This window comes from Comamonas brasiliensis, from assembly GCF_018292285.1.
GTDB lineage: Bacteria > Pseudomonadota > Gammaproteobacteria > Burkholderiales > Burkholderiaceae_C > Comamonas > Comamonas brasiliensis.
Genome location: NZ_JAANES010000005.1, coordinates 84,790 through 106,752, shown reverse-complemented (window position 1 = coordinate 106,752; position 21,963 = coordinate 84,790). Strand labels below are relative to the sequence as shown.

Annotated in this window: 20 protein-coding genes; 5 read left to right on the top strand and 15 right to left on the bottom strand. The window is 62.7% G+C overall.

Annotated elements, in window-relative coordinates; genetic code table 11:
* Positions 1–82: 82 nt before the first annotated feature.
* From DJFAAGMI_RS19630 to DJFAAGMI_RS19610, 5 genes are all read right to left on the bottom strand, one after another.
* On the bottom strand, positions 83–1,222 hold the full coding sequence (locus DJFAAGMI_RS19630) for a CaiB/BaiF CoA transferase family protein (protein ID WP_211458555.1): 1,140 nt from the start codon (positions 1,220–1,222) through the stop codon (positions 83–85).
* Positions 1,223–1,305: 83 nt separating this feature from the next.
* Positions 1,306–2,313: a Bug family tripartite tricarboxylate transporter substrate binding protein gene (locus DJFAAGMI_RS19625; protein WP_211458554.1), complete on the bottom strand. Its 1,008-nt coding sequence runs from the start codon at positions 2,311–2,313 to the stop codon at positions 1,306–1,308.
* A gap of 30 nt (positions 2,314–2,343) precedes the next feature.
* Complete coding sequence (locus DJFAAGMI_RS19620; protein WP_211458553.1) at positions 2,344–3,525, bottom strand: M20 aminoacylase family protein; 1,182 nt, start codon at positions 3,523–3,525, stop codon at positions 2,344–2,346.
* 168 nt (positions 3,526–3,693) lie between these two features.
* The gene (locus DJFAAGMI_RS19615) at positions 3,694–4,689 is read right to left on the bottom strand and encodes a Bug family tripartite tricarboxylate transporter substrate binding protein (protein ID WP_211458551.1); all 996 of its coding nucleotides are present in this window, start codon (positions 4,687–4,689) and stop codon (positions 3,694–3,696) included.
* A 100-nt stretch (positions 4,690–4,789) separates the two neighbouring features.
* A complete protein-coding gene (locus DJFAAGMI_RS19610; protein ID WP_211458549.1) occupies positions 4,790–6,496 on the bottom strand; it encodes an acyl-CoA dehydrogenase family protein in 1,707 nt (568 codons plus the stop codon).
* 252 nt (positions 6,497–6,748) lie between these two features.
* Between DJFAAGMI_RS19610 and DJFAAGMI_RS19605 the strand changes: the two genes are divergently transcribed.
* Positions 6,749–7,657 carry a LysR family transcriptional regulator gene (locus tag DJFAAGMI_RS19605; protein WP_211458547.1) on the top strand — a complete coding sequence of 303 codons (909 nt, stop codon included), beginning with the start codon at positions 6,749–6,751 and terminating at the stop codon, positions 7,655–7,657.
* A gap of 5 nt (positions 7,658–7,662) precedes the next feature.
* Here the strand turns inward: DJFAAGMI_RS19605 and DJFAAGMI_RS19600 are convergent, their stop codons facing one another.
* Positions 7,663–8,313, bottom strand: a complete 651-nt coding sequence (locus DJFAAGMI_RS19600) for an MSMEG_1061 family FMN-dependent PPOX-type flavoprotein (protein ID WP_211458545.1) — start codon at positions 8,311–8,313, stop codon at positions 7,663–7,665.
* Positions 8,314–8,436: 123 nt separating this feature from the next.
* Here DJFAAGMI_RS19600 and DJFAAGMI_RS19595 point away from each other — a divergent pair, with 123 nt between their 5' ends.
* Together DJFAAGMI_RS19595 and DJFAAGMI_RS19590 are read left to right on the top strand one after the other, a co-directional pair.
* Positions 8,437–9,234, top strand: a complete 798-nt coding sequence (locus DJFAAGMI_RS19595) for an AraC family transcriptional regulator (protein ID WP_211458543.1) — start codon at positions 8,437–8,439, stop codon at positions 9,232–9,234.
* Positions 9,235–9,455: 221 nt separating this feature from the next.
* On the top strand, positions 9,456–10,403 hold the full coding sequence (locus tag DJFAAGMI_RS19590; protein WP_211458541.1) for a bifunctional helix-turn-helix transcriptional regulator/GNAT family N-acetyltransferase: 948 nt from the start codon (positions 9,456–9,458) through the stop codon (positions 10,401–10,403).
* Positions 10,404–10,549: 146 nt separating this feature from the next.
* On the opposite strand, the gene DJFAAGMI_RS19585 is transcribed toward DJFAAGMI_RS19590, so the two are convergent.
* The 4 genes from DJFAAGMI_RS19585 to DJFAAGMI_RS19570 all read right to left on the bottom strand — a co-directional run bounded on the left by DJFAAGMI_RS19585 (position 10,550) and on the right by DJFAAGMI_RS19570 (position 14,072).
* The gene (locus DJFAAGMI_RS19585; protein ID WP_211458539.1) at positions 10,550–11,878 is read right to left on the bottom strand and encodes a GGDEF domain-containing protein; all 1,329 of its coding nucleotides are present in this window, start codon (positions 11,876–11,878) and stop codon (positions 10,550–10,552) included.
* Between the two features lie 211 nt (positions 11,879–12,089).
* Entirely contained in the window at positions 12,090–12,488 is a 399-nt protein-coding gene (locus DJFAAGMI_RS19580; RefSeq protein WP_211458537.1) for a YkvA family protein, read from the bottom strand.
* A 119-nt stretch (positions 12,489–12,607) separates the two neighbouring features.
* Complete coding sequence (locus DJFAAGMI_RS19575) at positions 12,608–13,228, bottom strand: sugar O-acetyltransferase (RefSeq protein WP_211458534.1); 621 nt, start codon at positions 13,226–13,228, stop codon at positions 12,608–12,610.
* Positions 13,229–13,364: 136 nt separating this feature from the next.
* Positions 13,365–14,072 (bottom strand): class I SAM-dependent methyltransferase, encoded by a 708-nt coding sequence (locus tag DJFAAGMI_RS19570; protein ID WP_211458795.1) that lies wholly within the window; start codon positions 14,070–14,072, stop codon positions 13,365–13,367.
* Between the two features lie 321 nt (positions 14,073–14,393).
* Here DJFAAGMI_RS19570 and bfr point away from each other — a divergent pair, with 321 nt between their 5' ends.
* Entirely contained in the window at positions 14,394–14,858 is a 465-nt protein-coding gene (bfr, locus tag DJFAAGMI_RS19565) for a bacterioferritin (protein WP_003053228.1), read from the top strand.
* Between the two features lie 130 nt (positions 14,859–14,988).
* Here the strand turns inward: bfr and DJFAAGMI_RS19560 are convergent, their stop codons facing one another.
* From DJFAAGMI_RS19560 to DJFAAGMI_RS19550, 3 genes are all read right to left on the bottom strand, one after another.
* Entirely contained in the window at positions 14,989–16,008 is a 1,020-nt protein-coding gene (locus DJFAAGMI_RS19560; RefSeq protein WP_211458532.1) for a cytochrome-c peroxidase, read from the bottom strand.
* A 283-nt stretch (positions 16,009–16,291) separates the two neighbouring features.
* The gene (locus DJFAAGMI_RS19555) at positions 16,292–16,972 is read right to left on the bottom strand and encodes a 7-cyano-7-deazaguanine/7-aminomethyl-7-deazaguanine transporter (RefSeq protein WP_003053226.1); all 681 of its coding nucleotides are present in this window, start codon (positions 16,970–16,972) and stop codon (positions 16,292–16,294) included.
* Between the two features lie 248 nt (positions 16,973–17,220).
* Positions 17,221–17,643, bottom strand: coding sequence for a hypothetical protein (locus DJFAAGMI_RS19550; protein ID WP_211458530.1), 423 nt, complete (start codon positions 17,641–17,643; stop codon positions 17,221–17,223).
* Positions 17,644–17,783: 140 nt separating this feature from the next.
* Between DJFAAGMI_RS19550 and DJFAAGMI_RS19545 the strand changes: the two genes are divergently transcribed.
* The gene (locus DJFAAGMI_RS19545; protein WP_211458528.1) at positions 17,784–18,629 is read left to right on the top strand and encodes a helix-turn-helix domain-containing protein; all 846 of its coding nucleotides are present in this window, start codon (positions 17,784–17,786) and stop codon (positions 18,627–18,629) included.
* Positions 18,630–18,711: 82 nt separating this feature from the next.
* Here the strand turns inward: DJFAAGMI_RS19545 and acnB are convergent, their stop codons facing one another.
* Positions 18,712–21,297: a bifunctional aconitate hydratase 2/2-methylisocitrate dehydratase gene (acnB, locus tag DJFAAGMI_RS19540; protein ID WP_211458526.1), complete on the bottom strand. Its 2,586-nt coding sequence runs from the start codon at positions 21,295–21,297 to the stop codon at positions 18,712–18,714.
* 97 nt (positions 21,298–21,394) lie between these two features.
* Positions 21,395–21,952 carry a hypothetical protein gene (locus DJFAAGMI_RS19535; protein ID WP_211458524.1) on the bottom strand — a complete coding sequence of 186 codons (558 nt, stop codon included), beginning with the start codon at positions 21,950–21,952 and terminating at the stop codon, positions 21,395–21,397.
* Between the last annotated feature and the right edge of the window lie 11 nt (positions 21,953–21,963).

Here is a 21,963-nt window from a genome sequence, read left to right as displayed (position 1 = left end):
GCCGGCCATGCGAACCTGGCTCACATGGGCGCCAAAAAAGGAAAGCCCGCGCAGGGCGGGCTGGTGTCGCTGTGAAACAAGCTCAGGCGCCGGCGTCCGGCAGAAAATCCTGCCCCTCGCTCAAAGGGGCGAAGCGGTAGCTGGCCGGCGTGCGGCCAAGCTTGACCGGAGCGCCCAGCCCCTGGTACTGGTCCATGGTCACCACCATCTCGCGGTGCGCCGTATGTGGATGTTCAAGCGCCTGGGCGACGTCCAGCACCGGCGCAGCGGGCACGCCTATGGCCATCAGCTCGTCGGCCAGCTTCAGGCCGTCAAGCGCCGCAAATGCCTGCAGCAGCAAAGGCTTGAGCTCGGCGCGATGGACGGAGCGCTGGCCTGCGGTGGCAAAGCGCTCGTCCTGCGCCAGCTCGGGCCGGCCGACATGGCTGCACAGCAGCCGGAACTGCCGGTCATTGCCCACGGCCAGAAAGATGGGAGCCCCGCCGGTGCTGAGCACGTCATAGGGATAGATATTGGGATGGGCATTGCCCGAGCGCTGCGGCACCTTGCGCCCCATGAACCAGTTGGCGGCATGGGGATGGAGCAGCGACAGGCCGGAGTCGTAAAGCGAGGCATCCACCAGCTGGCCCTGCCCGCTGCGCCCCCGCTCGTGCAGGGCCAGCAGAACGCCTATGGTGGCGTTCAGCCCGGTCACCATGTCCACCACCGGCAGGCCCACGCGCAGCGGGTCTCCGTCGGCCTCGCCATTGATGCTCATGATACCGGCCATGGCCTGGATGGCGGCGTCATAGCCGGGCAGGCTGCCCAGCGGGCCGTCGGCACCGAAGCCCGTGACGCGGCACCAGATCAGATGCGGCAGCTGCTCGCGCATCTGCTCAAAGCCTATGCCCCATTTCTCCATGGTGCCGACCTTGAAGTTCTCCACCACCACATCGGCCTGGGCCATCAGCTCGCGCACGCGCTGCTGGCCTTCGGGCGAGGACAGATCGAGAAACTGGATGCGCTTGTTGCGGTTCAGGCCGAAGTAGTAGGAGGCCACGCCGTCGCGAAACGGAGGCCCCCAGGTGCGTGTGTCGTCTCCCTGCGGCGGCTCCACCTTGAGCACATCGGCGCCATGGTCACCCAGGATCTGCCCGCAGAGCGGCCCGCCGAGGATGCGTGACAGATCGAGCACCTTGATGCCCTGCAAGGCTCCGGCGCCGATCGTGGCTGGATTGTGCATGTTTCAATTCCCTACAGAATACGGGCCCTGGGCCCGCGTATAGCTCAAAATGTGGCTCAGAAATTCTTTGCGGCTGACCACAATCAGGCCAGGGGCGTGCGGCCTACGCTGCGCACCAGCGCACTCAGGCGCTGATGGATGGCAGCAAAGCTCTGGTCTGCCTCGGCCTGCGAGGTCACAGGCTGCCGGATATGCTTGCCCTCCAGCTCCAGTCGGCTGCGGATGTCCTGATGCACCAGTGCCTGCCCTATGGCGCCACGCAGCGCGGCCACGCGATCGGCGGGCGTGCCCTTCTTCACGAAGTAGCCTGCGCTGACCGTGTATTCGAAGTCCGGGCTGAGGCGGCTTTGCGATATCAGCGGCACATGGGCCAGGTCCTTGGGCAGGGTCTTGGAGAAACTGGTCAGAATCTTCAGCCGCCCCTGCCTGGCCATGGCTTCGAAGCTGGCCTGATAAGGCAGTATGGCGAAGTCCACCTGTCCTCCTGCCAGGTCCTGCAGGGCCGGCGCGGCGCCCTTGTAAGGCACGTGCAGAAACGGCAGCTTCAGTCTGGCGGCCAGCGCATCGCCCATCAGGTTGTACATGGAATCCACGCCCACCGTGCCATAGGTCAGCGGGCCGTTCTTGCCGGCGCGCGCATATTCGATGAAGGCGTCATAGCTGTCGACAGGCAAGCCGCTCTTGACCATGAGCACGATGGGCGACTCCGTCGTGGGAGCCGCCAGCATGAAGTCGCCCGGCTTGTAGCGCGCTGCCGTATTGAGCATGGGCGCCAGGAAGATCTCGTTGGCCGAGCCATGGAAGAACATATAGCCGTCGGCCGGTGTGTTGAGCACCTTGGCTGCGGCAATCAGGCCCGTTCCGCCGCCCAGGTTCTCCACCACCACCTGCTGCCTGATGCTGCGACCTATGGATTCGGCAAAGATGCGTGCCGCCACATCGCTGGCTCCGCCGGCGGGAAAAGGCACCATGAGAATCAGAGGCTTGGCCGGAAAGCTTTCTGCAGCCCGGACCCCTGTCGAAGCTGCCGCCAAGGCAGCCGTCTGCCACAGTGTGTGCCGCATAAAGCCGCGGCGGTTCCATGTACCCATCTCCTGCCTCCCTCTTCGATATACGGCCGCTCAGGCCAGATAGCTTTGCACCAGTTGCGTCCAGAAGGCCGCACCGATGTGCAGGGCCTTGTCATTGAAGTCATACAGCGGGTTGTGCACCATGCAACCGCCATCCTCGCCCACGCCGTTGCCCAGCCGGATATAGGCGCCGGGACGCTTTTGCAGCATGTAGGCAAAGTCCTCGCTGCCCATGGTGGGCGTGCGCTCGCCCACCTTGTCCTCGCCCAGCAGGCTGATTGCCACCTGGCGCGCGTACTCGGTCTGGGCTGCGCAGTTCACGAGCACCGGGTATTTGTGCACATAGTCGATCTCGCAACCGAGCTGGTAACTCTCGGCCTGGGCCTGCACAAAGGCCTTGAGGCGCTTCTCCACCCAGCTGCGCACATCCGGATGCAGGGCACGCACGCCGATCTTGAGCACTGCGCTTTCGGGCACGATGTTGAAGACCTCACCAGCCTGGATGGAGCCCACCGTGATCACAGCTGCCTGCTGGGCATCGAGCTCGCGCGTGATGATGGACTGCAGGCCCAGCACGATGCTGGCTGCACACTGCATGCTGTCTATGCCATGGTGCGGCATGGCGCCATGGGCGCTGCGCCCGCGCAGCGTGACGGTCACGCGATCGAACGAGGCCATGGCCGGCCCCGGGCTGATCGCCATCCGGCCCACGGGCAGGCCCGGCGCGTTGTGTAGCGCATAGATCTCGTCGCAGGGAAACAGCTCGAACAGGCCCTCATCCACCATGCGCATGGCTCCTCCCTCGTTTTCCTCGGCCGGCTGGAAGATCAGGTTCAGCGTGCCGTCGAAATCGAGCTTCTCGGCGATGTACTTTGCAGCGCACAGCAGAATGGCGGTATGTCCGTCATGGCCGCAAGCATGCATTTTCCCGGGCAGGCGGCTAGCGTAGTCCAGACCTGTTCTTTCGAGAATGGGCAAGGCGTCCATGTCGGCGCGTATGCCCAGCGACTTGCTGCCCGAGCCTTTCTTGAGCACGCCGACGACGCCGGTCACGCCCAGGCCGCGATGCACCGCATAACCCCAGCGGGCCAGGGACTCGGCCACCATGTCGCTGGTGCGCGTCTCTTCGAAAGCAAGCTCGGGATGGGCATGGATGCTGCGGCGGACCTCGACGAACTCGGCAGCGACCGCCTGCAGTTGTGCAAGCAGAGGAGATGGGCTTGAAAATGTCATGGCGATGGATAGTTGAAGAGCCCGGGCCCCTGTCTTGCAAGGGCCCGCAGGCAGTGGCTGGTGGTGCTAAACAGTGTCCCCTCGCAACCCTTGCAAGAGGTTTCGAAAAGTTCTAACACGACCAGCCTTCAAAGGCACGCGTTTGCTTACATCCAAACAACTGCACCGTCAGTCCAGCGTGACGCCGGCCTTTTGCACCACCTCGCTCCATTTGCCGAGTTCGCTCTTCACAAAGCCGGCCAGATAGGCAGGTTTGGTATCCGCACCACGCTCCAGGCCCTGGGCCGCAAAGGCCTTTTTCACATTGTCGGAATCCAGCGCCTTGGCATAGGCCTGGTTGAGCTGCGCGACCCGATCCGCGGCCATGCCCTTGGGGCCGACCACACCGAAGAACACGCTCACGTCATAGTCGGGCAGCCCCTGCTCGGCAATGGTGGGAATCAGGGGCATGGCGCTGGAGCGCTTGGCCGTGGCCACGCCCAGGGCCTTGACCTTGCCGGCCTTGATATAGGGCATGGCTGTGAGGATGTCGGTGAAGGTCATCTCCACCTGACCCGCCAGCAGGTCGTTGAGTGCCGGCCCCGTACCCTTGTAGGGCACATGTTGCAGCTCTGTACCGGCCATGCCGTTGAACAGCACGCCCGCCAGATGGGACGAGGCGCCGTTGCCGGAGGAGGCGAAATTGAGGCGGCCAGGCTTGCTCTTGTCCAGCTCGATCAGTTCCTTGACGTTGTTCACCCCCAGGTTGGGCCGCACCACCAGCACATTGGGCAGATAGCCCACATAGATGATGGGAGAAAAGCTGGTGCGAGGGTCGTAGTTGATGGACTTGTACAGCGGCTTGTTGATGGCCAGCGGGCCCGATGTGCCGAACATCAGCGTATAGCCATCGGGCTTGGCGCGGGCCACGAAGTCGGCACCGATATTGCCTCCGGCTCCTGCCTTGTTCTCCACGATCACGCTCTGACCCAGTTCCTTGGTCAGCTCGGTGGCCAGAATGCGCGCCATGGCATCGGTGGGCCCGCCAGGCGGAAACGGCACGATGAACGTGATGGGTCGCTCGGGAAATTTCTCGGCGGCCTGGACATTCAAGGAGAGGCCCAGGCACATAGCGGCGCTGGCGAGCGCGGCCGATCCGGCCAGCAAACGGCGATTGATATTCATGACTTGTCTCCTTGGGTAGTTCGCCAATCGGTGTTGGCTTTCAAAATGCATAGCTGCCGGCGCTTGTCTGTATTGCGCCGGCGCTGCTTTATGTGTCAATTCACTTTTGCCATTCCGACGGCACTTCGGCCGCCGCCAGCGGATCGCGCGGCAGCACGCGGTGCAGCAACACCAGCTGCGACAGGCGCAGGCGCTCGGCGGAGCCCGTCTGCCTGGCTTCCCAGGCCATGGCGATGGCCGTGGTGCAGTTGTAGAGCGCGGTGGCAGCCTGGCGGGCCAGCACATCGCCTCCGTCCTGGGCCGCTCTCTCGGCCAGGGCGCTGGCGCGCTCCAATGCCTGCTCCAGGGCCTGGCGGTAGCCGGGCACCAGCAGGGCCTGATCCAGCAATGCGTGCAGATACTGCTGCAGCACCGGCAGCGAGCCTTCGCGCTTGATGGCGCGGATCACGTCCAGCGCCACGATATTGCTCGTGCCTTCCCAGATCGAGCCCAGATGCGCGTCGCGCACCAGCCGTGGGTCGCTCCACTCCTCGATATAGCCGCAGCCGCCACGCACCTCCATCGCGTCGCCGGTAACCTTGCGCGCATCGCGGCAGGCACGAAACTTGATCAGCGGCGTGAGAATGCGCAGCAGCGGGTAGGCCCCCTCTTCGCCCGCGTCCGAACGCATCAGCGTCTGTGCGGTCTGGAACACCATGGTGCGCGCCTGCTCGGCAGGCACGCGCAGCTTGTCGAGCTGGCGCTGCATCAGCGGCATGTCTTCGAGGCGCTTGCCGAAGGCGATGCGCTCGTGGGCAATGAACTCGGCTTCGGCCACGGCGCGGCGCATCATGCCGGCCGAGCGCACGCCATTGGAAAGGCGCGAGTTGTTCACCATGTCGGCGATCTGCACAAAGCCCCGGCCCTGCTCACCCACCAGATAGGCCGTGGCGCCTTCCATGCGGATCTCCCCGCTGGCCATGGACTTGGTGCCCATCTTGTCCTTGAGACGGATGATGCGGTAGTGGTTGTCGCTGCCATCGTCCAGCGTGCGCGGCAGCAGGAACAGCGAGATGCCCTTCATACCCGCCGGAGCCCCGTCAACACGCGCCAGCGCCATGGCGAACTCGGCATCGGGGTTGGAGCAGAACCACTTGTCGCCGGTCAGACGCCAGGAACCGTCGATCTGCGGGTAGGCCATGGTCTGCGTGTTGGCGATGTCGGAGCCAGCAGCCTGTTCGGTCATGAACATGGCGCCCTGGGCCTGGTTGTCCCAGTCCAGCGACAGCAGCTGCGGCAGGTATTTGTCCACCAACTCGGACGTGCCGAACTTCTTGAGCGTACGTGTCAGCGAATCGGTCATGGACAACGGACAGCACAGACCAAACTCGGACTGTACGAACAGATAGGTCAGCGCGTACTTGACGGCCGGCGGCATCTTGCCCTGCCAGCCCAGCATGTCGTCGCGGTGCGAGATGGCCTGCAGGCCGAACTCGCCGTAGGCGATGCGCTCGAGCTCTTCATAGGCGGGGTGCTTGATGATGCGTTGGCTGTCCTCGCCGGAGCGGCTGCGATGCTCGAGCGTGGGTGGGTTCCTGTCGGCAATGCCGGCCAGTTCGTCGATGCGCCCGCCGGCGAGCTCGCCCATGCGCTGCAGATGGGGCTGCAGGTGGGACAGCAGATCTTCCGGCAAATAGAGTCTGAGCAGCGACTGCAGCTCGGAGTCGGTGCTGTAGAAATTGGCACCGTGGCGGTCAGGAACGGGATGGGCTGCAGCGCTGGCAGCCTGGGCCACCGCATGCATCTGGCTCTTGTCGTTGGCGGACATGAAGGTCTCCTGCTGAATTCGAATACACCCTTGGGCCACGGCGCGCCCGCCTCCTGGATGGGATGACAACCGCGCTGCGGGACGGCCCGGCCGTCTGGACCCTTGCTCTCGGCCTCCGGGAAGGCGGCGATGGATTCATGCGCTGTGCGTCACACAAAGAGCCAAGGACTGCTGCGAATTTCAGCACCCTGATATATTCGCGTCAAATATTATTAAAATCTTTTCCAATACTTTTTATATATAGATAACAGCATGGAACTGCGGCTGCTGCATTACTTCGTCACCCTGGCCGAAGAACTTCACTTCAGCCGTGCAGCTCAGCGGCTGTCCATCTCCCAGCCCCCTCTGTCGGTGGCCATCAAGCAGCTGGAGCAGGAGCTGCAGGCCCAGCTTTTCGAGCGCAGCAGCAAGGGCGTACGGCTCACGGCTGCCGGCGAACATCTGCTGGGCAAGGCGCGCCAGCTGCTGGCTCTGAGTCAGCAGGCCGCACAGGAAACGCGCGACGTGGCCCAGGGCACGCGCGGCCATCTGCGCCTGGGCTTCGTGGGGTCCAGCCTTTACCGGGGCCTGCCGCAGGCGCTGGAACAGTTCCAGCACAGCCACCCCCAGGTGCGCGTGGACATGCTGGAAGCCAATAGTGCGGAACAGATCCTCGGTCTGCAGCAGATGCGGCTGGACATGGCCCTGGTCCACTCCATGCAGCCCCCGGAAGGCATTGACAGCCAGTTGCTGGTGGAAGAGCCTTTCGTGGTCTGCCTGCCCGAACAGCACCCGCTTCACGCCAGTGCCGCCATCGATCTGGCCGAGCTCAGGAACGACCGCCTGATCCTGTTCTCCAGCCTGGTTTCGCCGACTTATCACCAGCGCATCTACGAGATGTGCCTGACCCATGGCTTTGCCCCCGAGGTGCGCCACGAGGTAAGACACTGGCTGTCGGTGATCTCTCTGGTTTCGCTGGGCCAGGGCGTGGCACTGGTGCCCGAGGCGCTGGCTCGCGTGGGCATGCCGCGCCTGGTATTCCGGGCGCTCAAGGGCACCCATCCATCATCGGAGATGCTGGCCATGTGGCGTCGCGCACCCGCCAATCCGCTGGTGGCCCGCCTGCTTGCCTGCCTGCGCGCGGCCGCCGAGTCGCTGAACACCCCTGCCGACTCCACCTGACTGTTTCAACCATACAGATCACTGCGCACCGCCTGCTGGTAATGCGCATCGAGTTTCTCAATGCTGGAATGCTCGCCGTCCGTGGCGCCAGGGCCCGCCTGAAGTGCGGCGAAGCCGACCAGCATCTGGCCGATGCTGGGCAGCTCACTGCGCTGCGGCCGGGCCGCCGGCTCCCACAACCGCGCCCGATTGATGGCCTTGCCGCAGTGAAACAGCACTTCATCAACGCGCACCACCGTGGCGGTTTTCGGCGTTTTCTCGCCTTCACGCAGCTCCTGCAGCAACTCGGCGGCCGCACTGACGCGAGCGCGGCCGTTGATGCGCAGAAATACCTCCAGGCCGGGGAACAAAAACAGCATGGCGACCCGCTCATCGTGCTGGATATTTCGCAGCGATTCGATGCGGTTGTTGCCCGGCCAGTCGGCGAAGGCGAGGGTTTTGTCGTCGAGCACATGGACAAAGCCGGGCGGCCCGCCGCGTGGCGAAGCATCCATGCCGGCCGGACCGGCTGTGGCCAGACAGAAAAAACTCGCCTGCTGCAAATACTGCCGATGAAAATCGACCAAATGGTCGAACACCGCTTTCTGTATGCGCTCGCTCGGCGGCGCATACAGGGCGTCGAGTTCCACCTGCTTCGGTGTCCGGGTCTCTGACATCTGGACTACTCCTTCTAAAGAGCAGCGAGCCTAAGGCAGAGCCCTCTGGCGGCTATAGAATTGTTCAGCCATTGAATAGCGGAAATCCGCCAAACTGATTGGCTGCGTGCCATCCATCTCGCAATGTCCGACCTGCTGGAATTACTGCAACCTCATCTGGATGACGACGCCGGCCCGGTCATCATCGCGGCCACTCGCTGGCAGGAGCAGGAGCTGTCCTCCGAAGCGCATCAGCATGCGCGCGGACAGCTGTTTGGCTCGCTGCGCGGCCTGATCTCGGTGACCGTGGAAGACGGCGTCTGGATCGTTCCCGCCATCCACGCCGTCTGGCTTCCGCCCCACCACAGGCATTCAGGCCGATCGTTCGGGCCCTACCACGGCTGGAGCGCCTATATAGCCCAGCATGCCTGCGCCGATCTGCCCTCCAGGCCTTGCACCTTGCGTGTCTCCGGCCTGCTGCGCGAAGCAGTGTTGCGCCTGGCGGCCAGCTGGACCCACCCTGCACAGCCGTTGCGCTCGCCCGAGCTCGACAATGTGTCTAGTGTGGTGCTCGACGAAATCCGCCACCTGCCCAGGCAAGCCCTGGGGCTGCCCCTGCCCAGCGATTGGCGCGTGCAGCGCATTGCCCAGGCAATGATCCAGAACCCGGCCGATACCCGGGATCTGACGGCCTGGGCCGACTGGGGAGCGCTGAGCACCCGCACGCTGAGCCGCCGCTTTGTGGCGGAAACCGGCTACAGCTTCAGCGCCTGGCGCCAGCGCCTGCGCCTGCTGCGCTCCCTGGAGCTGCTGGCCGAAGGCGTGCCGGTCAGCCATATCGCACTCGATCTGGGCTGGGCCAGCCCCAGTGCCTTTATCCAGTTGTTCAAGCGCGAGTTCGGAGAAACACCCGGCATTTACCGCGCACGGCTGGGATCCTGAACCCCGGAAAGCGGCGCGTGCGTCACGGCTGCGCCATGGGCAGCGCAGCCACCAGGGCTTCAGACACTTCAGACGAAAGAGCTTCGCGAAACCGGGCTCATGCCATGGGCGTCCCAACCATCCGCCTTGCAGGATTCAGCGCCCTGCGTATTGCCTGCGCGACTTCGACAAAACTGCCTGCCGATCAAATGGTTGTATCATACAACCATTTGGAGATATCTATGGAAAACGAACCGTCTCTAGTCGAGCAGATACGCGCTTACTCACGCTCCATGGCACGTGATTGGGGCTTCATGGGTGAAAGCATTGCAGGCGCAGACCTCTCCCCGTCCGCCGTGCATGCGCTTCTTGAAATCGAAGAAGGCAATGTCAACGCCAAGGATCTTGGGGCAATGCTTCGACTGGAAAAATCCAGCGTCAGCCGGATGCTGCGCAAACTGGTGGAAGCCGGCGATATCAGCGAGTCACCGGACCTCCACGACAGCCGGCTCAAGCAGCTGTCGCTGACCCCTGCGGGCAGGTTGCGCGTCGAATCCATTCATGCACATGCACGCGCACAGGTCACGCATGCCCTGGAACGATTGAACCCGGGACAGAAGCACACCGTCTCGAAGGGTTTGCAGCTTTACAGCGCTGCACTGTCGTCCCGGATTCAAGGCGACAAGGAAAAGCCGGTCGTGGAGCTCGTAAGCGGCTATCAGCCGGGAATCATTGCTCGCATCACCCAGATGCATGCGCAGTACTACTCTCGTGAAGCCGGGTTGGGCCAGCGTTTTGAATCCGTTGTTGCCGCGGGCCTCGCCGAGTTCTCAAATCGCTTGAACCACTCGCGGAACCGAATCTGGACTGCCATGCATGAAGGAGAAATCATTGGCTCGGTCGCCATTGACGGCGAAGACCTCGAACCCGGCATTGCACACCTGAGGTGGTTTATCGTCGATGACAGCGTTAGGGGAAGCGGTGCGGGGAGACGACTGCTGAATGCTGCGCTCGAATTTGTCGACCAGCAGAAGTTTCGCGAAACCCAGCTTTGGACGTTCAGCGGGCTCTCTGCGGCTCGCCATCTGTATGAGTCATATGGCTTTAAGTGTGTTGAAGAGTGGGTTGGCGATCAGTGGGGGAAACAGATGCTGGAGCAGCGATTCTCCAGAGTCGGCTCCGGCAGCTAGGACTGTTTTCCTGATCCGCGCATGCTTTGGTCAGCCGCTTTGGCACCTGAACTGCAGCCGCGATCATGCCGATGGCTGAAATGGACTGCTGTGAACCCACTGGGGCTATCCAGTGCGCTCCGCCTGCGCAGGGCGCCGATTGGAGATTAAACACCGGCCAAGCAGACGCTGTTGCGGCCCTTTCGCTTGGCTTCATACAAGGCCCTGTCCGCCATGTCGATGAGGCTGGAGCAGGAGGAATCCAGCGCAGCACCGCTTGCGCATGCGACTCCCACGCTGATGGTGATCTGCACCAATCCGGTTTGCTCATTGCCTAGCGACAGGGCCTCGACCTGTTGCCGAATGAATTCGGCGAGCCTGGCCGCGCCGGACAGACCGGTGCCAGGCAACAGAATGGCGAACTCCTCGCCCCCATAACGGGAAACCAGGCTACCTGCGCGCTGGACGCAGTGCGCCAGCAGGCCGGCGAAACACTTGAGCACCTCATCGCCGAACGGGTGCCCAAAGCCGTCGTTGAGCTGCTTGAAATGGTCGACATCCAACAGAAGCAGCGAAAGTGCAGTCTCCGACCGATGTGCTCTGCGCCACTCCGACTCCAGCACCTCATCGAACCGTCTGCGGTTCACCAAGCCTGTCAAAGCATCCTTCACGGCCAGGGACTCCAGGTGCAAGGTCAGCTGCCTCAGCTCTTCCTGCTGCCGCCGTGACGCGGTGACGTCGACATGCGAAAAAAAGCTGCAGCCATTGGCCTGGGTCCCGCGCAGCTCCACCACGCGCACCCAGCGATCCTGAGGCAGGGCCAGCACATAAGGAGCCCCTGAAAACCGCTGCCGCTCCGTGAGAACCGAAAGTCCTGTTGCATAGTCCGTGGTCGGCTGCTCGTGCGCCCACGACTGTGCATAGATATCTTCAAACATGCGCGCGCCAAGACACTCGATGTCCGTCAAGCCATAGAGCACCAGAAAGGAGTGATTGGCCCAGACCGCCCTGTCCTGCTCATCGACCATCAGGATGCCGTCCGCCAGACTTTCCAGGGCCAGTGCCGTATCCTCCGAAATCTGCCGAGGCCGTCGTACCTGCTTGGGATTGATCCGGTCCTGCATCCCCGTGAGCAAGGGAGCGGTCTTGCGCCACAGTCTGATCCGGCCCAGAGGCCCCAGGGCAAGAGAGGCGGCCCGGACGCGATAGTCATGGTGGTCGAACTCGAACGCACGCTGCTGGTTGTGATGTCGCTGGATGCCCTCTTCGATGTAGCGCTCCATGCATGGCAGCTCCTGCGCCGAAAGCCTTTGCAGATAGAAACGCCGCAGATTCTCGCTGTAGGCTTCACCGGCATAGACATGCCCGGCATGCTCGGGGAAGAACTGCAGAAAGGTATCGTTCCACAGCTGGGTTCTGTCGTTCGCATCAAAGACGCAAACCGCCACTTCCAGCTGGTCCAGGGCCAGCGCTACGACGCGGAGAATCGAGATCAAGATTCGCTACACAGACAGGGTTGACCGAGAAGGTTTGTCGTTTCGGGCCCGCAACAGCCCCCTGCAAACCCAGGTAAGAATGAGATCTGCACGCAGCGAGGCACCTACCGGTCTCTCGATGCAAGCTTTGGCAAGGCAGCCATACTGGAGCAGCCGCTGCGCCCGCCAGCGGTGACCAGAGCCATGAGCGCGGACGCCGCAGGGCAGTCCTTCATGGGCGAACCTCGGGAGTCAAGCAATACCAGGCCGCGATTCCTATGCTCATCCAAAGCACGATGATCATGATGGCTCCCGAGCGGCTCCTGGGCCTGGCCCCCTTTTCAGCCATCCAAGCGTCGGCTTGAACACGGCATTCGGTGAGCACCGATGCCGGCAACAGCTTGACCGTGAGCCAGATCAGCCCCGGGAGCAGCAGAGCATCGTCCATGAATCCGAGAACGGGGATGAAGTCCGGTATCAGATCAATCGGACTGAGCGCATAGGCAACCACAAACAGGCCCAAGACCTTTGCGAACCAAGGCGTCGCGGGGTGTTTTCCTGCGAACCAGAGGGTCACCCCGTCGCGCTTGATTCGCTTTGCCCAAGCCTTCAGGCTGTCTCTGATATTCATTGGAAATCCTGGCCAAGAGCCCGAATTTTCTCATTATTTGAAATAACGACCGCCAGCCGCGAGTACCGGGCCGACTCGACCATCTCCCGCCAGTGCCAGCGATCGCAGGCACGCATTACCTAGAAGGCCTGGCCGGGATGCGGGGCCTCGTTGACAAAGCCCGTCTTGTCCTTTGGGGAAATGGCCCGAAGAACCTTGCAGGGAATGCCTGCGGCAACAACCCCTGCAGGAATATCGGAGGTCAGCACACTGCCCGAGCCGATGATGGAATCGTCGCCGATCGTCACGCCGGGATTGATATGCACGCCAGCGCCTATCCACACGCGGTTGCCGATCGTCACGGGTTTTGCAAAACAGCCGCCCGCCGCACGCTCGGCCGGATCGATGGCATGGTTGGAGGTATAGATGCCAACACGTGGTGCCAGCAGAACATCGTTGCCGATGAAGATTCCTCCGCCATCCAGCATGATGCAATCGAAGTTGGCATAGAAGTTATTGCCAATGTGGATGTTCCGGCCAAACTCGCAACGAAAGCGCGGCTCGAAATGCACGTTCCGGCCTGCCGAACCCAGGAGGCGGCGAAGTATCGCCTCACGCACAGGCGCAGGTTCCGAGAAGGAGTCGTTGTACTCGTTGCTCAGCAGCACCGCATGCTGCCGTGCGCCCACCAGCTCCGGCGTCAGATCGTTGTACATCTTTCCGGTGCGAATGTGATCAAGCTGTGTTTCAAGACTGGACATGGGGGCAGGCTTTGCAAAGTCGACAACCTTACCCCATTGCTGATGCCGTGGATGGTTTGGGTCGGCTCGCTTTGCCAGGAGCCTGGCAATTGGCAGACGACCTCGGGCCAAAGCTGCCGGCTTTCCAGGCAGGTTCCTATTGCGCCTTGAAGGTGATCCATGCACTCCAGAACAGGCTTGAGAAAAAGCGCAGCGGATTGACGAAGCCCGCGTTGGCCAGCATCGTTTCCACCGCGGCCTCAGAAAGCGGCGGCACGGCTCCCTGGCGGATTTTGCCCAGCTTCGCGACGACCTCCGCCTCATCGGCTCCGGCCATGCGCCAGCGTGCAGCCCAGGCTTCAAGGAACAGCGGCTGGGATTCGTAGGGGCACCGGTTGCAGGCCAGGATCAGCGGCCCGCCCGGTTTCAAGCGGCGACCGAGCTCTCGCAAGAGCGCGTCCTTGCGATCCTGCTCGGGAATGTGATGCAGGACTCCGACCAGGGTTGCGGCATCGAAGCCATCGCCATCGGGAAGCTCCTCGACCGTACCGTGGAAGACTGTGGTGCGTCCGGACAGGCCTGCCGCCTCGATGCCTGTCATCGCCTGATCGAGCATTGCGACCGCCGGATCGGCGGCCACAAAGGTCCAGGCCGGCTCCAGTTTTGCGGCGCACAGGATTTCCTGACCTGTTCCACCGGCTCCCGCGACAAGAACCGACTTTGCATCATGGCCCAGGTGGGCCGAAAGCAGGCAGGCGGCAAGCTCGTGGCAGGCGTCGTAGCCGGCAAGGGCAATACGACTTTGCGTTGCATATTCAATGGATCTGGAGAGATCGAACTTGGCGCTGGAGCTTGTGGAAGTCATGCCGGCCATTGTGGGGAGTGTGCACTGGCGCCAGAAGCATTCCTTTGTGCAGGCCATCGTCTGCTTTGGCGGCATATTGAAAATGCAGGTCTGGCCTTCTCGCCGGTGACCCGGGGCGGAGATCACGCACAAGGGCTTACTGGCAAATGGGGCCTGCAGCCGCGCAGCGATCTGCATGCCTGCACGGTGTCTGCAATGCGAATGCATCTGCTTACAGCCCGCATCCAGAGCGCTTGCGCTCGGGAATTGATAGCTGACTTTGATTCCCGAAGCCGGTCGCGGGATACTCCAGGCTTCGCAAATTCACCGAGAACAACAAATATGCAAGGCCATCCCGACGTCGTCGACTACCTCAAGGACCTGCTGCGCGGCGAGCTCGCAGCGCGCGACCAGTACTTCGCACACTCGCGCATCTATGAAGACCAGGGCTTTGCCAAGCTGTTCACGCGTCTGGACCATGAGATGCAGGAGGAAACACAGCACGCCGACGCGCTGCTGCGCCGCATTCTGATGCTGGGTGGCCGCCCCGACATGCGCCCCAAGGAATTCACGCCTGGCGAAACCGTGCCCGAGATGCTGCGCAAGGATCTGGACACCGAATACGAGGTGCGCGCCGGCCTGCAGCAAGGCGTGGCGCTGTGCGAGCAGCACCGCGACTATGTGAGCCGCGACATCCTGCTGACCCAGTTGCACGATACCGAGGAAGACCACGCCTACTGGCTGGAAAAGCAGCTGGGTCTGATCGACAAGATCGGACTGCAGAACTATCTGCAGAGCCAGACCTGAGCCTCTGCGGCGCTGCGCGCAGAAAGACAAAGGCCGTCCTTGAAGACGGCCTTTTTCATGGGCAGGAGACGAGCTCGGCGACGATCACCACCGCCCAGGGCGGGCGGCAACCGAAGCCGGCAAGCCGGGCTCACTCGAAGGGCTGGGGCCGCCTGGTGGCATCGCTGGAAGGCGGCAGTATGGGCAGCACCAGCTTGGGCTGCTCGCCGGTCAGCGTCTTCAGGAACGCGACGATGTCGGCGTTCTCGCTCTTGCTGAACTTCTTGCCCAGCTGGATGCGGCCCATGGTGTCCACTGCCTGTGCCAGGGTGTCAGCCGCACCGTCGTGGAAGTAGGGATAGGTCAGCTCCACATTGCGCAGCGTCGGAACCTTGAAGCTGAAGCGCTCCGCATCGTTGCCCGTGACGGCAGCGCGCCCCTCTGCCGGATTGTCGGTCTTGTAGGGTTCGACCAGACCCATCTTCTGAAACGAGGCCCCCCCAAAGTTCACGCCGTTGTGGCAGGCCACGCAACCCGAGTTCTTGAACAGCTGATAGCCGCGCAGCTCCTGGGCGCTGATGGCTTTCGTATCGCCCTCAAGCCATCGGTCGAAGCGCGCATGGGGCGTGACCAGCGTTTCCTCGAAGGCCGCAATCGCCGCCGTCACTTCCTCTATGGTCAGCTTGTTGCTGCCGAACACGCTCTTGAATTCGGCCACATATTGCGGAATGGAGCGCAGCATGTCCACGGCCAGATCATGCGTGAAGGCCATTTCGCCGGGGTTGGCGATAGGGCCGCCCGCCTGCTCGCGCAGGTTCTTGGCACGCCCGTCCCAGAACTGGGCAAGGTTCAGGCTGGAGTTGAGCACCGTCGGCGAATTGATGGGGCCTTTTTGCCATTTGTCGCCGATCGAGGTCCTGATATTGTCCGAACCGCCCATGCTCAGGTTATGGCATGAGTTGCAGGAGATGAAGCCGGAGCGCGACAGCCGTGGATCGAAGAAGAGCTTCTTGCCGAGTTCGACCTTGGCGGGCTCCGTGACCCTGTGCGCCTTGATGGGCTGCACGGGTTCCTGAGCCGATGCGAGAGTGCCGGCCATCATGGCGGCAGCGGATACGGCACCCAGCACGAATCTCCTGAAGTGCTGGCTGGAGGTGGGCTTGTTTTTCATCGGGAACTCCTTTTCTTGCGCAGCCTGCTGAGGGACGCGATACCGCTGAGCCCTCAGCACCGGCACATCACAGACATGCACCAATGCCGGCTGCATGGTTATTCTTAAGGAGTACCCCTATTGACTCGTTGACCAAACACAAGATCCGAGTGCAAGCCGCATCGGATAGGTCAACCCCAGGCGGGACAACCCGGGTGGTTCGAGACTCTCATGGGCGCAAGATGCGGCCCCGTGTCAAACAGGGCGATGGACAGTCGACCAAGGCCGACTGCCCGCAGCCCGCTCAGCGCATCGCCGCTGCGGGCGCGACCTGCACCTTCATGCTGCGCACGATGGCCGCCAGCACCACGCCATAGGCGGGAACAAACAGCAGCAGGCTCACGCCCAGCTTGATGACATAGTCGACCATGGCGATTTCCACCCAGTTGGCCGCCATGAAGGCATCGGAGCTATTCCAGAAAGCGATGGAGAAAAAGGCCGCAGTGTCCAGCACCTGGCCGAACACCGACGCGGCCGCCGGAGCCAGCCACCAGGAATGGCTTTTCTGGCGGATGCGGTCAAAGACCTGAATATCCAGCAACTGACCCAGCACATAGGCGGCAAAGCTGGCCAGTGCGATGCGGAACACAAAGCCGTTGAAGCTTTGCAGCGCCTCCCAGCCATTGAAGCGGCCTTCGTGGAACAGCACGCCCACCACATAGGACACCACCAGCGCGGGCAGCATGGCACGCATGATGACGCGCCGCGCCGCGGTCTTGCCGATCAGGCGCACCGTCAGGTCGGTGGCCAGAAAGATGAAGGGGAAGCTGAAAGCGCCCCAGGTGCTGTGAAAGCCCAGCAGCGTGATGGGCAGTTGCACCAGGTAGTTGCTGGCGATGACCAGCGCGATATGGAACGCGACGAGAACGGAGAGGTAAAACGGCACGCGCGACGCTTGCGTCTGCACGGCATGAGCGGATGTCATGACAGTCCTTTTTGGTCGATGGGGGCGAGGGAACCCATGGTTGCGAAGAGTACGCCAGCGCGGCGCAACCGTGAATTTTACGCGGTACGGAATTATCTCTGCCTCCCTCGGCCCGCTTATCCGCCCGGACACATGGCGGATATAACGAAAAGCATAGCTTGTAGCGCCTGCCAATCCATGTTTTCAGCAACGAATCAACCTACATTCAATAGATGACAGGCGCTAGGCGCTATCTTTTTCTGCACCACTCAAAGCACAAGCTGCGCCTCCTGCCGGGCCTCATGGCGCGTGGCACGCAGCCCTGCCCACTGCAGATCGGCCAGGACCAGCACCACGACCGCCTGCGCCGCCACCCAGGCCAGCCCCCAGGCACTGAGCACCAGGCCGGAGCCAAACACCAGGACCGCGCAGCCCAGTGCCCAGCCCAGATTGCCGAGAGCCACCAGACCGATCAGCGTGCGCGGCAGGGGCTGGCGCCGCGCCATCCAGGCAGCGGCCGATGCATAGGCCAGCAAGAAAAGGCCTGTTGCCGTCAGCAGCAAAGGCGGCAGCCCCGTCAGATCGGCCAGCGGCCGTTGCAGGGCCAGTTGCAGTGCGCCCGTGGCGGCACAGGAGGCCGTATCGGCCCACATCACAAGACGCAGAAAACGGGGAGAAGCAAAGAGGGACATGGAGGACTCCTGTTCTGAAAGCACGTTCTTGCGGCCGGCCCTGTGCCGGCTGCTGGGGTCCATGATTGCCAGCCGCGCGCACAGCGTCGATAACCTCGCAGGTCATGGCCGCATGTGCGGCCTGCCACTACGATGCGACCATGACTTCCAGCACCGCCCCCTCTTCCTTTCATGCCGCTCACCTGCCGCCCGGCGCACGCGCGCCGTTCGGCGAACACCTGCGCCACTGGCGCCAGCACCGCCGGCTGAGCCAGCAAGGGCTGGCGCTGGAGGCAGAGATCTCGACACGCCACCTGAGCTATGTGGAAACAGGGCGCGCCCAGCCCAGCCGCGAGATGGTGCTGCGCCTGGCCGAGCGCCTGTCGGTGCCGCTGCGCGAGCGCAATGCATTGCTGGTGGCGGCGGGCTTTGCGCCCATGTACCAGGCCCGCCCGCTGGACCATCCCGATCTGGCCGCCGCGCGCCAGGCCGTGGAGCTGGTGCTCAAGGGCCACGAGCCCAGCCCGGCGCTGGCCGTGGACAGACACTGGAACCTGGTGACCGCCAATGCCGTCGTGCCGCTGCTGCTGGACGGCGTGGCGCCCTGGCTGCTGGAGCCTCCCGTGAATGTGCTGCGCCTGAGCCTGCACCCCGAGGGACTGGGCCCGCGTCTGGCCAATGCCGGTCAATGGCGTGCCCATCTGCTGCATCGCCTGCAGCAGCAGATATCGGCCTCTGCGGACGGCGAGCTGCAGGCGCTTCATGACGAGATTGCGGACTACCCGTTCGCGGCCCATGGCGCGGCAGCCAGCCCGGTCGCCAGCCATATCGCCGTGCCTTTCGAGCTGCACACCGATCTGGGCACTCTGAGCTTCATCAGCACCATCACCATCTTCGGCACGCCCGTGGACGTGACACTGCAGGAGCTGGCCGTCGAATCCTTCTTTCCCGCAAATGCCGAGACACAGCAGGCGCTGCAGCGGCTGCAGGCCCGGCACACGGCCTGAAAAGCAAAAAGCCCGCAGGACTTGCATCCTGCGGGCTTTGGGGCTGGGCCACTGAAGGCCCTGTCATCTGGCGCCTGAGCGCTTAGATCTTGGCCGCCACTTCAGCGTACTCGGCGATTTCGTTGAAGTTCATGTAGCGGTAGACGGAGGCCTTGTCGGCATCGATCACGCCCATTTCCTTCAGGTACTCTTCCTTGGAAGGCAGGTAGCCCAGACGCGAAGCGATGGCTGCCAGCTCGGCCGAGCCCAGATACACGTTGGTGTTCTTGCCCAGACGGTTGGGGAAGTTACGAGTGGAAGTCGAGATGACAGTCGCACCTTCACGCACTTGAGCCTGGTTACCCATGCACAGCGAGCAGCCGGGCATTTCGGTACGTGCACCAGCAGTACCGAAGGCAGAGTAGTGACCTTCCTTGATCAGCTCGTCCTGATCCATCTTGGTGGGAGGAGCCACCCACAGCTTGACGGGGATGTCGCGCTGGCCGCCCAGCAGCTTGGCTGCAGCGCGGAAGTGACCGATGTTGGTCATGCAGGAACCGATGAAGGCTTCGTCGATCTTGGCGCCGGCCACGTCAGACAGGGTCTTGGCATCATCAGGATCGTTCGGGCAGCAAACGATGGGTTCCTTGATGTCGGACATGTCGATTTCGATGACGTGAGCGTACTCAGCGTTCTTGTCGGCTTCCAGCAGATCGGGCTTGGCCAGCCAGGCTTCGACCTTTTCGATACGGCGCTGCAGAGTCTTGGCATCGGCGTAACCGTCAGCGATCATGTTCTTCATCAGAACGATGTTCGATGTCAGGTATTCCTTGATGGGCTCTGGGTTCAGCTTGATCGTGCAACCGGCGGCAGAGCGCTCGGCAGAAGCGTCAGACAGCTCGAACGCTTGTTCAACCTTCAGATCTGGCAGACCTTCGATTTCCAGGATACGACCCGAGAATTCGTTGATCTTGCCGGCCTTGGCCACGGTCAGCAGACCTTGCTTGATACCGTACAGAGGAATTGCGTGCACCAGATCGCGCAGGGTCACGCCAGGCTGCATCTCGCCCTTGAAGCGCACCAGCACGGATTCGGGCATGTCCAGAGGCATCACGCCGGTAGCGGCGCCGAAGGCCACCAGACCGGAGCCTGCGGGGAAGGAGATGCCGATGGGGAAACGGGTGTGCGAGTCGCCACCGGTACCCACGGTGTCGGGCAGCAGCAGGCGGTTGAGCCAGCTGTGGATCACGCCGTCACCAGGACGCAGGGCCACGCCGCCGCGGTTGCTGATGAAGTTGGGCAGTTCGCGGTGGGTCTTCACGTCCACAGGCTTGGGATAAGCCGCTGTGTGGCAGAAGGACTGCATCACCATATCGGCGGAGAAGCCCAGGCAGGCCAGATCCTTGAGCTCGTCGCGAGTCATGGGGCCGGTGGTGTCCTGCGAACCGACGGTGGTCATGCGAGGCTCGCAGTAAGTACCGGGGCGCACGCCCTGGCCTTCGGGCAGACCGCAGGCGCGGCCGACCATCTTCTGGGCCAGCGTGAAGCCAGCGTTAGAAGCAGCAGGAGCCTGGGGCAGGCGGAACTCGGTGGATGCGGGCAGGCCCAGGGCTTCGCGAGCCTTGGCGGTCAGCGAACGGCCGATGATCAGGTTGATACGGCCGCCGGCTTGCACTTCGTCCAGCAGCACGTCGGACTTGAGCTGGAAGTCAGCCACGGTTTCGCCGTTCTTGACGATCTTGCCGGCGTAGGGCAGCACGTCGATCACGTCGCCCATTTCCAGCTTGGAAACATCGACTTCGATGGGCAGAGCGCCGGAGTCTTCTTGCGTGTTGAAGAAGATAGGAGCGATCTTGCCGCCCAGCGTCACGCCGCCAAAGCGCTTGTTGGGAACAAAGGGAATGTCCACGCCCGTGCCCCAGATGATGGAGTTGGTGGCGGACTTGCGCGAAGAGCCGGTACCGACCACGTCACCCACGTAGGCAACCAGGTGGCCCTTCTTCTTCAGGTCTTCGATGAACTGCATGGGGCCACGCTTGCCGTCTTCTTCGGGCTTGAACGCCGCGTCGGGACGCGTGTTCTTGAGCATGGCCAGGTAGTGCAGAGGAATGTCGGGACGGCTCCAGGCATCGGGAGCGGGCGACAGGTCGTCGGTGTTGGTCTCGCCAGGCACCTTGAAGACGGTGACGGTGATCTTTTCCTCGACCTTGGGACGCGAAGTGAACCACTCGGCATCGGCCCAGCTTTGCATCACTTCCTTGGCCTTGGCATTGCCGGCCTTGGCCTTGTCGGCCACGTCGTTGAAGAAGTCGAACATCAGCAGTGTCTTCTTCAGCGCATCGGCAGCCACACCAGCCACTTCGGCATCGTCCAGCAGCTCGATCAGGGGGTGCACGTTGTAGCCACCCACCATGGTGCCCAGCAGCTCGGTGGCCTTGGCCTTGGAGATGAGACCCACCTCCAGGTCGCCGTGAGCTACGGCAGCCAGGAAGGAAGCCTTGACCTTGGCTGCATCATCCACACCGGGCGGCACGCGATGGGTCAGCAGATCCATCAGGAACGCGTCTTCACCAGCGGGTGGGTTCTTGATCAGCTCGATCAGCTCGGCGACCTGCTTGGCATCCAGGGGCAACGGGGGGATGCCCAGTGCGGCGCGTTCTGCCACATGGTCACGGTAGGCTTTCAACATGGGTTCTCTCCAATGGTTTTTTAAAAAAGGCTGCGCGTGGAGCGCGAATTACAGGGCTGGCGCATGTGCGATACGCCAGCCCTCAGCCTCGCCAGACTTATTTGCTGTCCAGCAGGCTGGGAGGTGGGTTCTTGCGGATGGCTTCGGCCACTTGCTGCTGCTCGGGACTCATGCATTCATCCGCAAGACGCTGACCGGCCTTCTGGTTCATCAGCATGGACTTGTTGGCGATCTGCAGCCACACGGCACCGGCCGCCTTGTCTTCCAGGCGCACCGTGCCCGTGGAAGTCTTGACGGGAGCCATGTGGTACTTGAAGCCGCGGCCGTCCACGATGAAGTAACCGGGGTTGGCGGTGTCGGCGTTCACATTCACATAGGCACCGAGCTCGCAGGCAATGCGGCCCTTGTGCACGCGCTCGGCCACGGCCAGCTCTTCCGTGCCCAGGGCTGCGGAAGCCGGGCCGGCGGCCACGGCAGCAGCGCCCGCGCCAGCGGCAGCCGCAGCGGCGGCCTTGCCCTTGGCGGGTGCCTTCTTGGCAGCGGGAGCCTTCTTGGCAGCGGCGGCCTTGGCCTTGGGAGCGGTTTGTGCCACGGCGGAGTGGCTGATTGCGACCAGGGGAGCGGCAATCATCAAAGTGGCGATCAGGGTCTTCATAGGATTTAGCT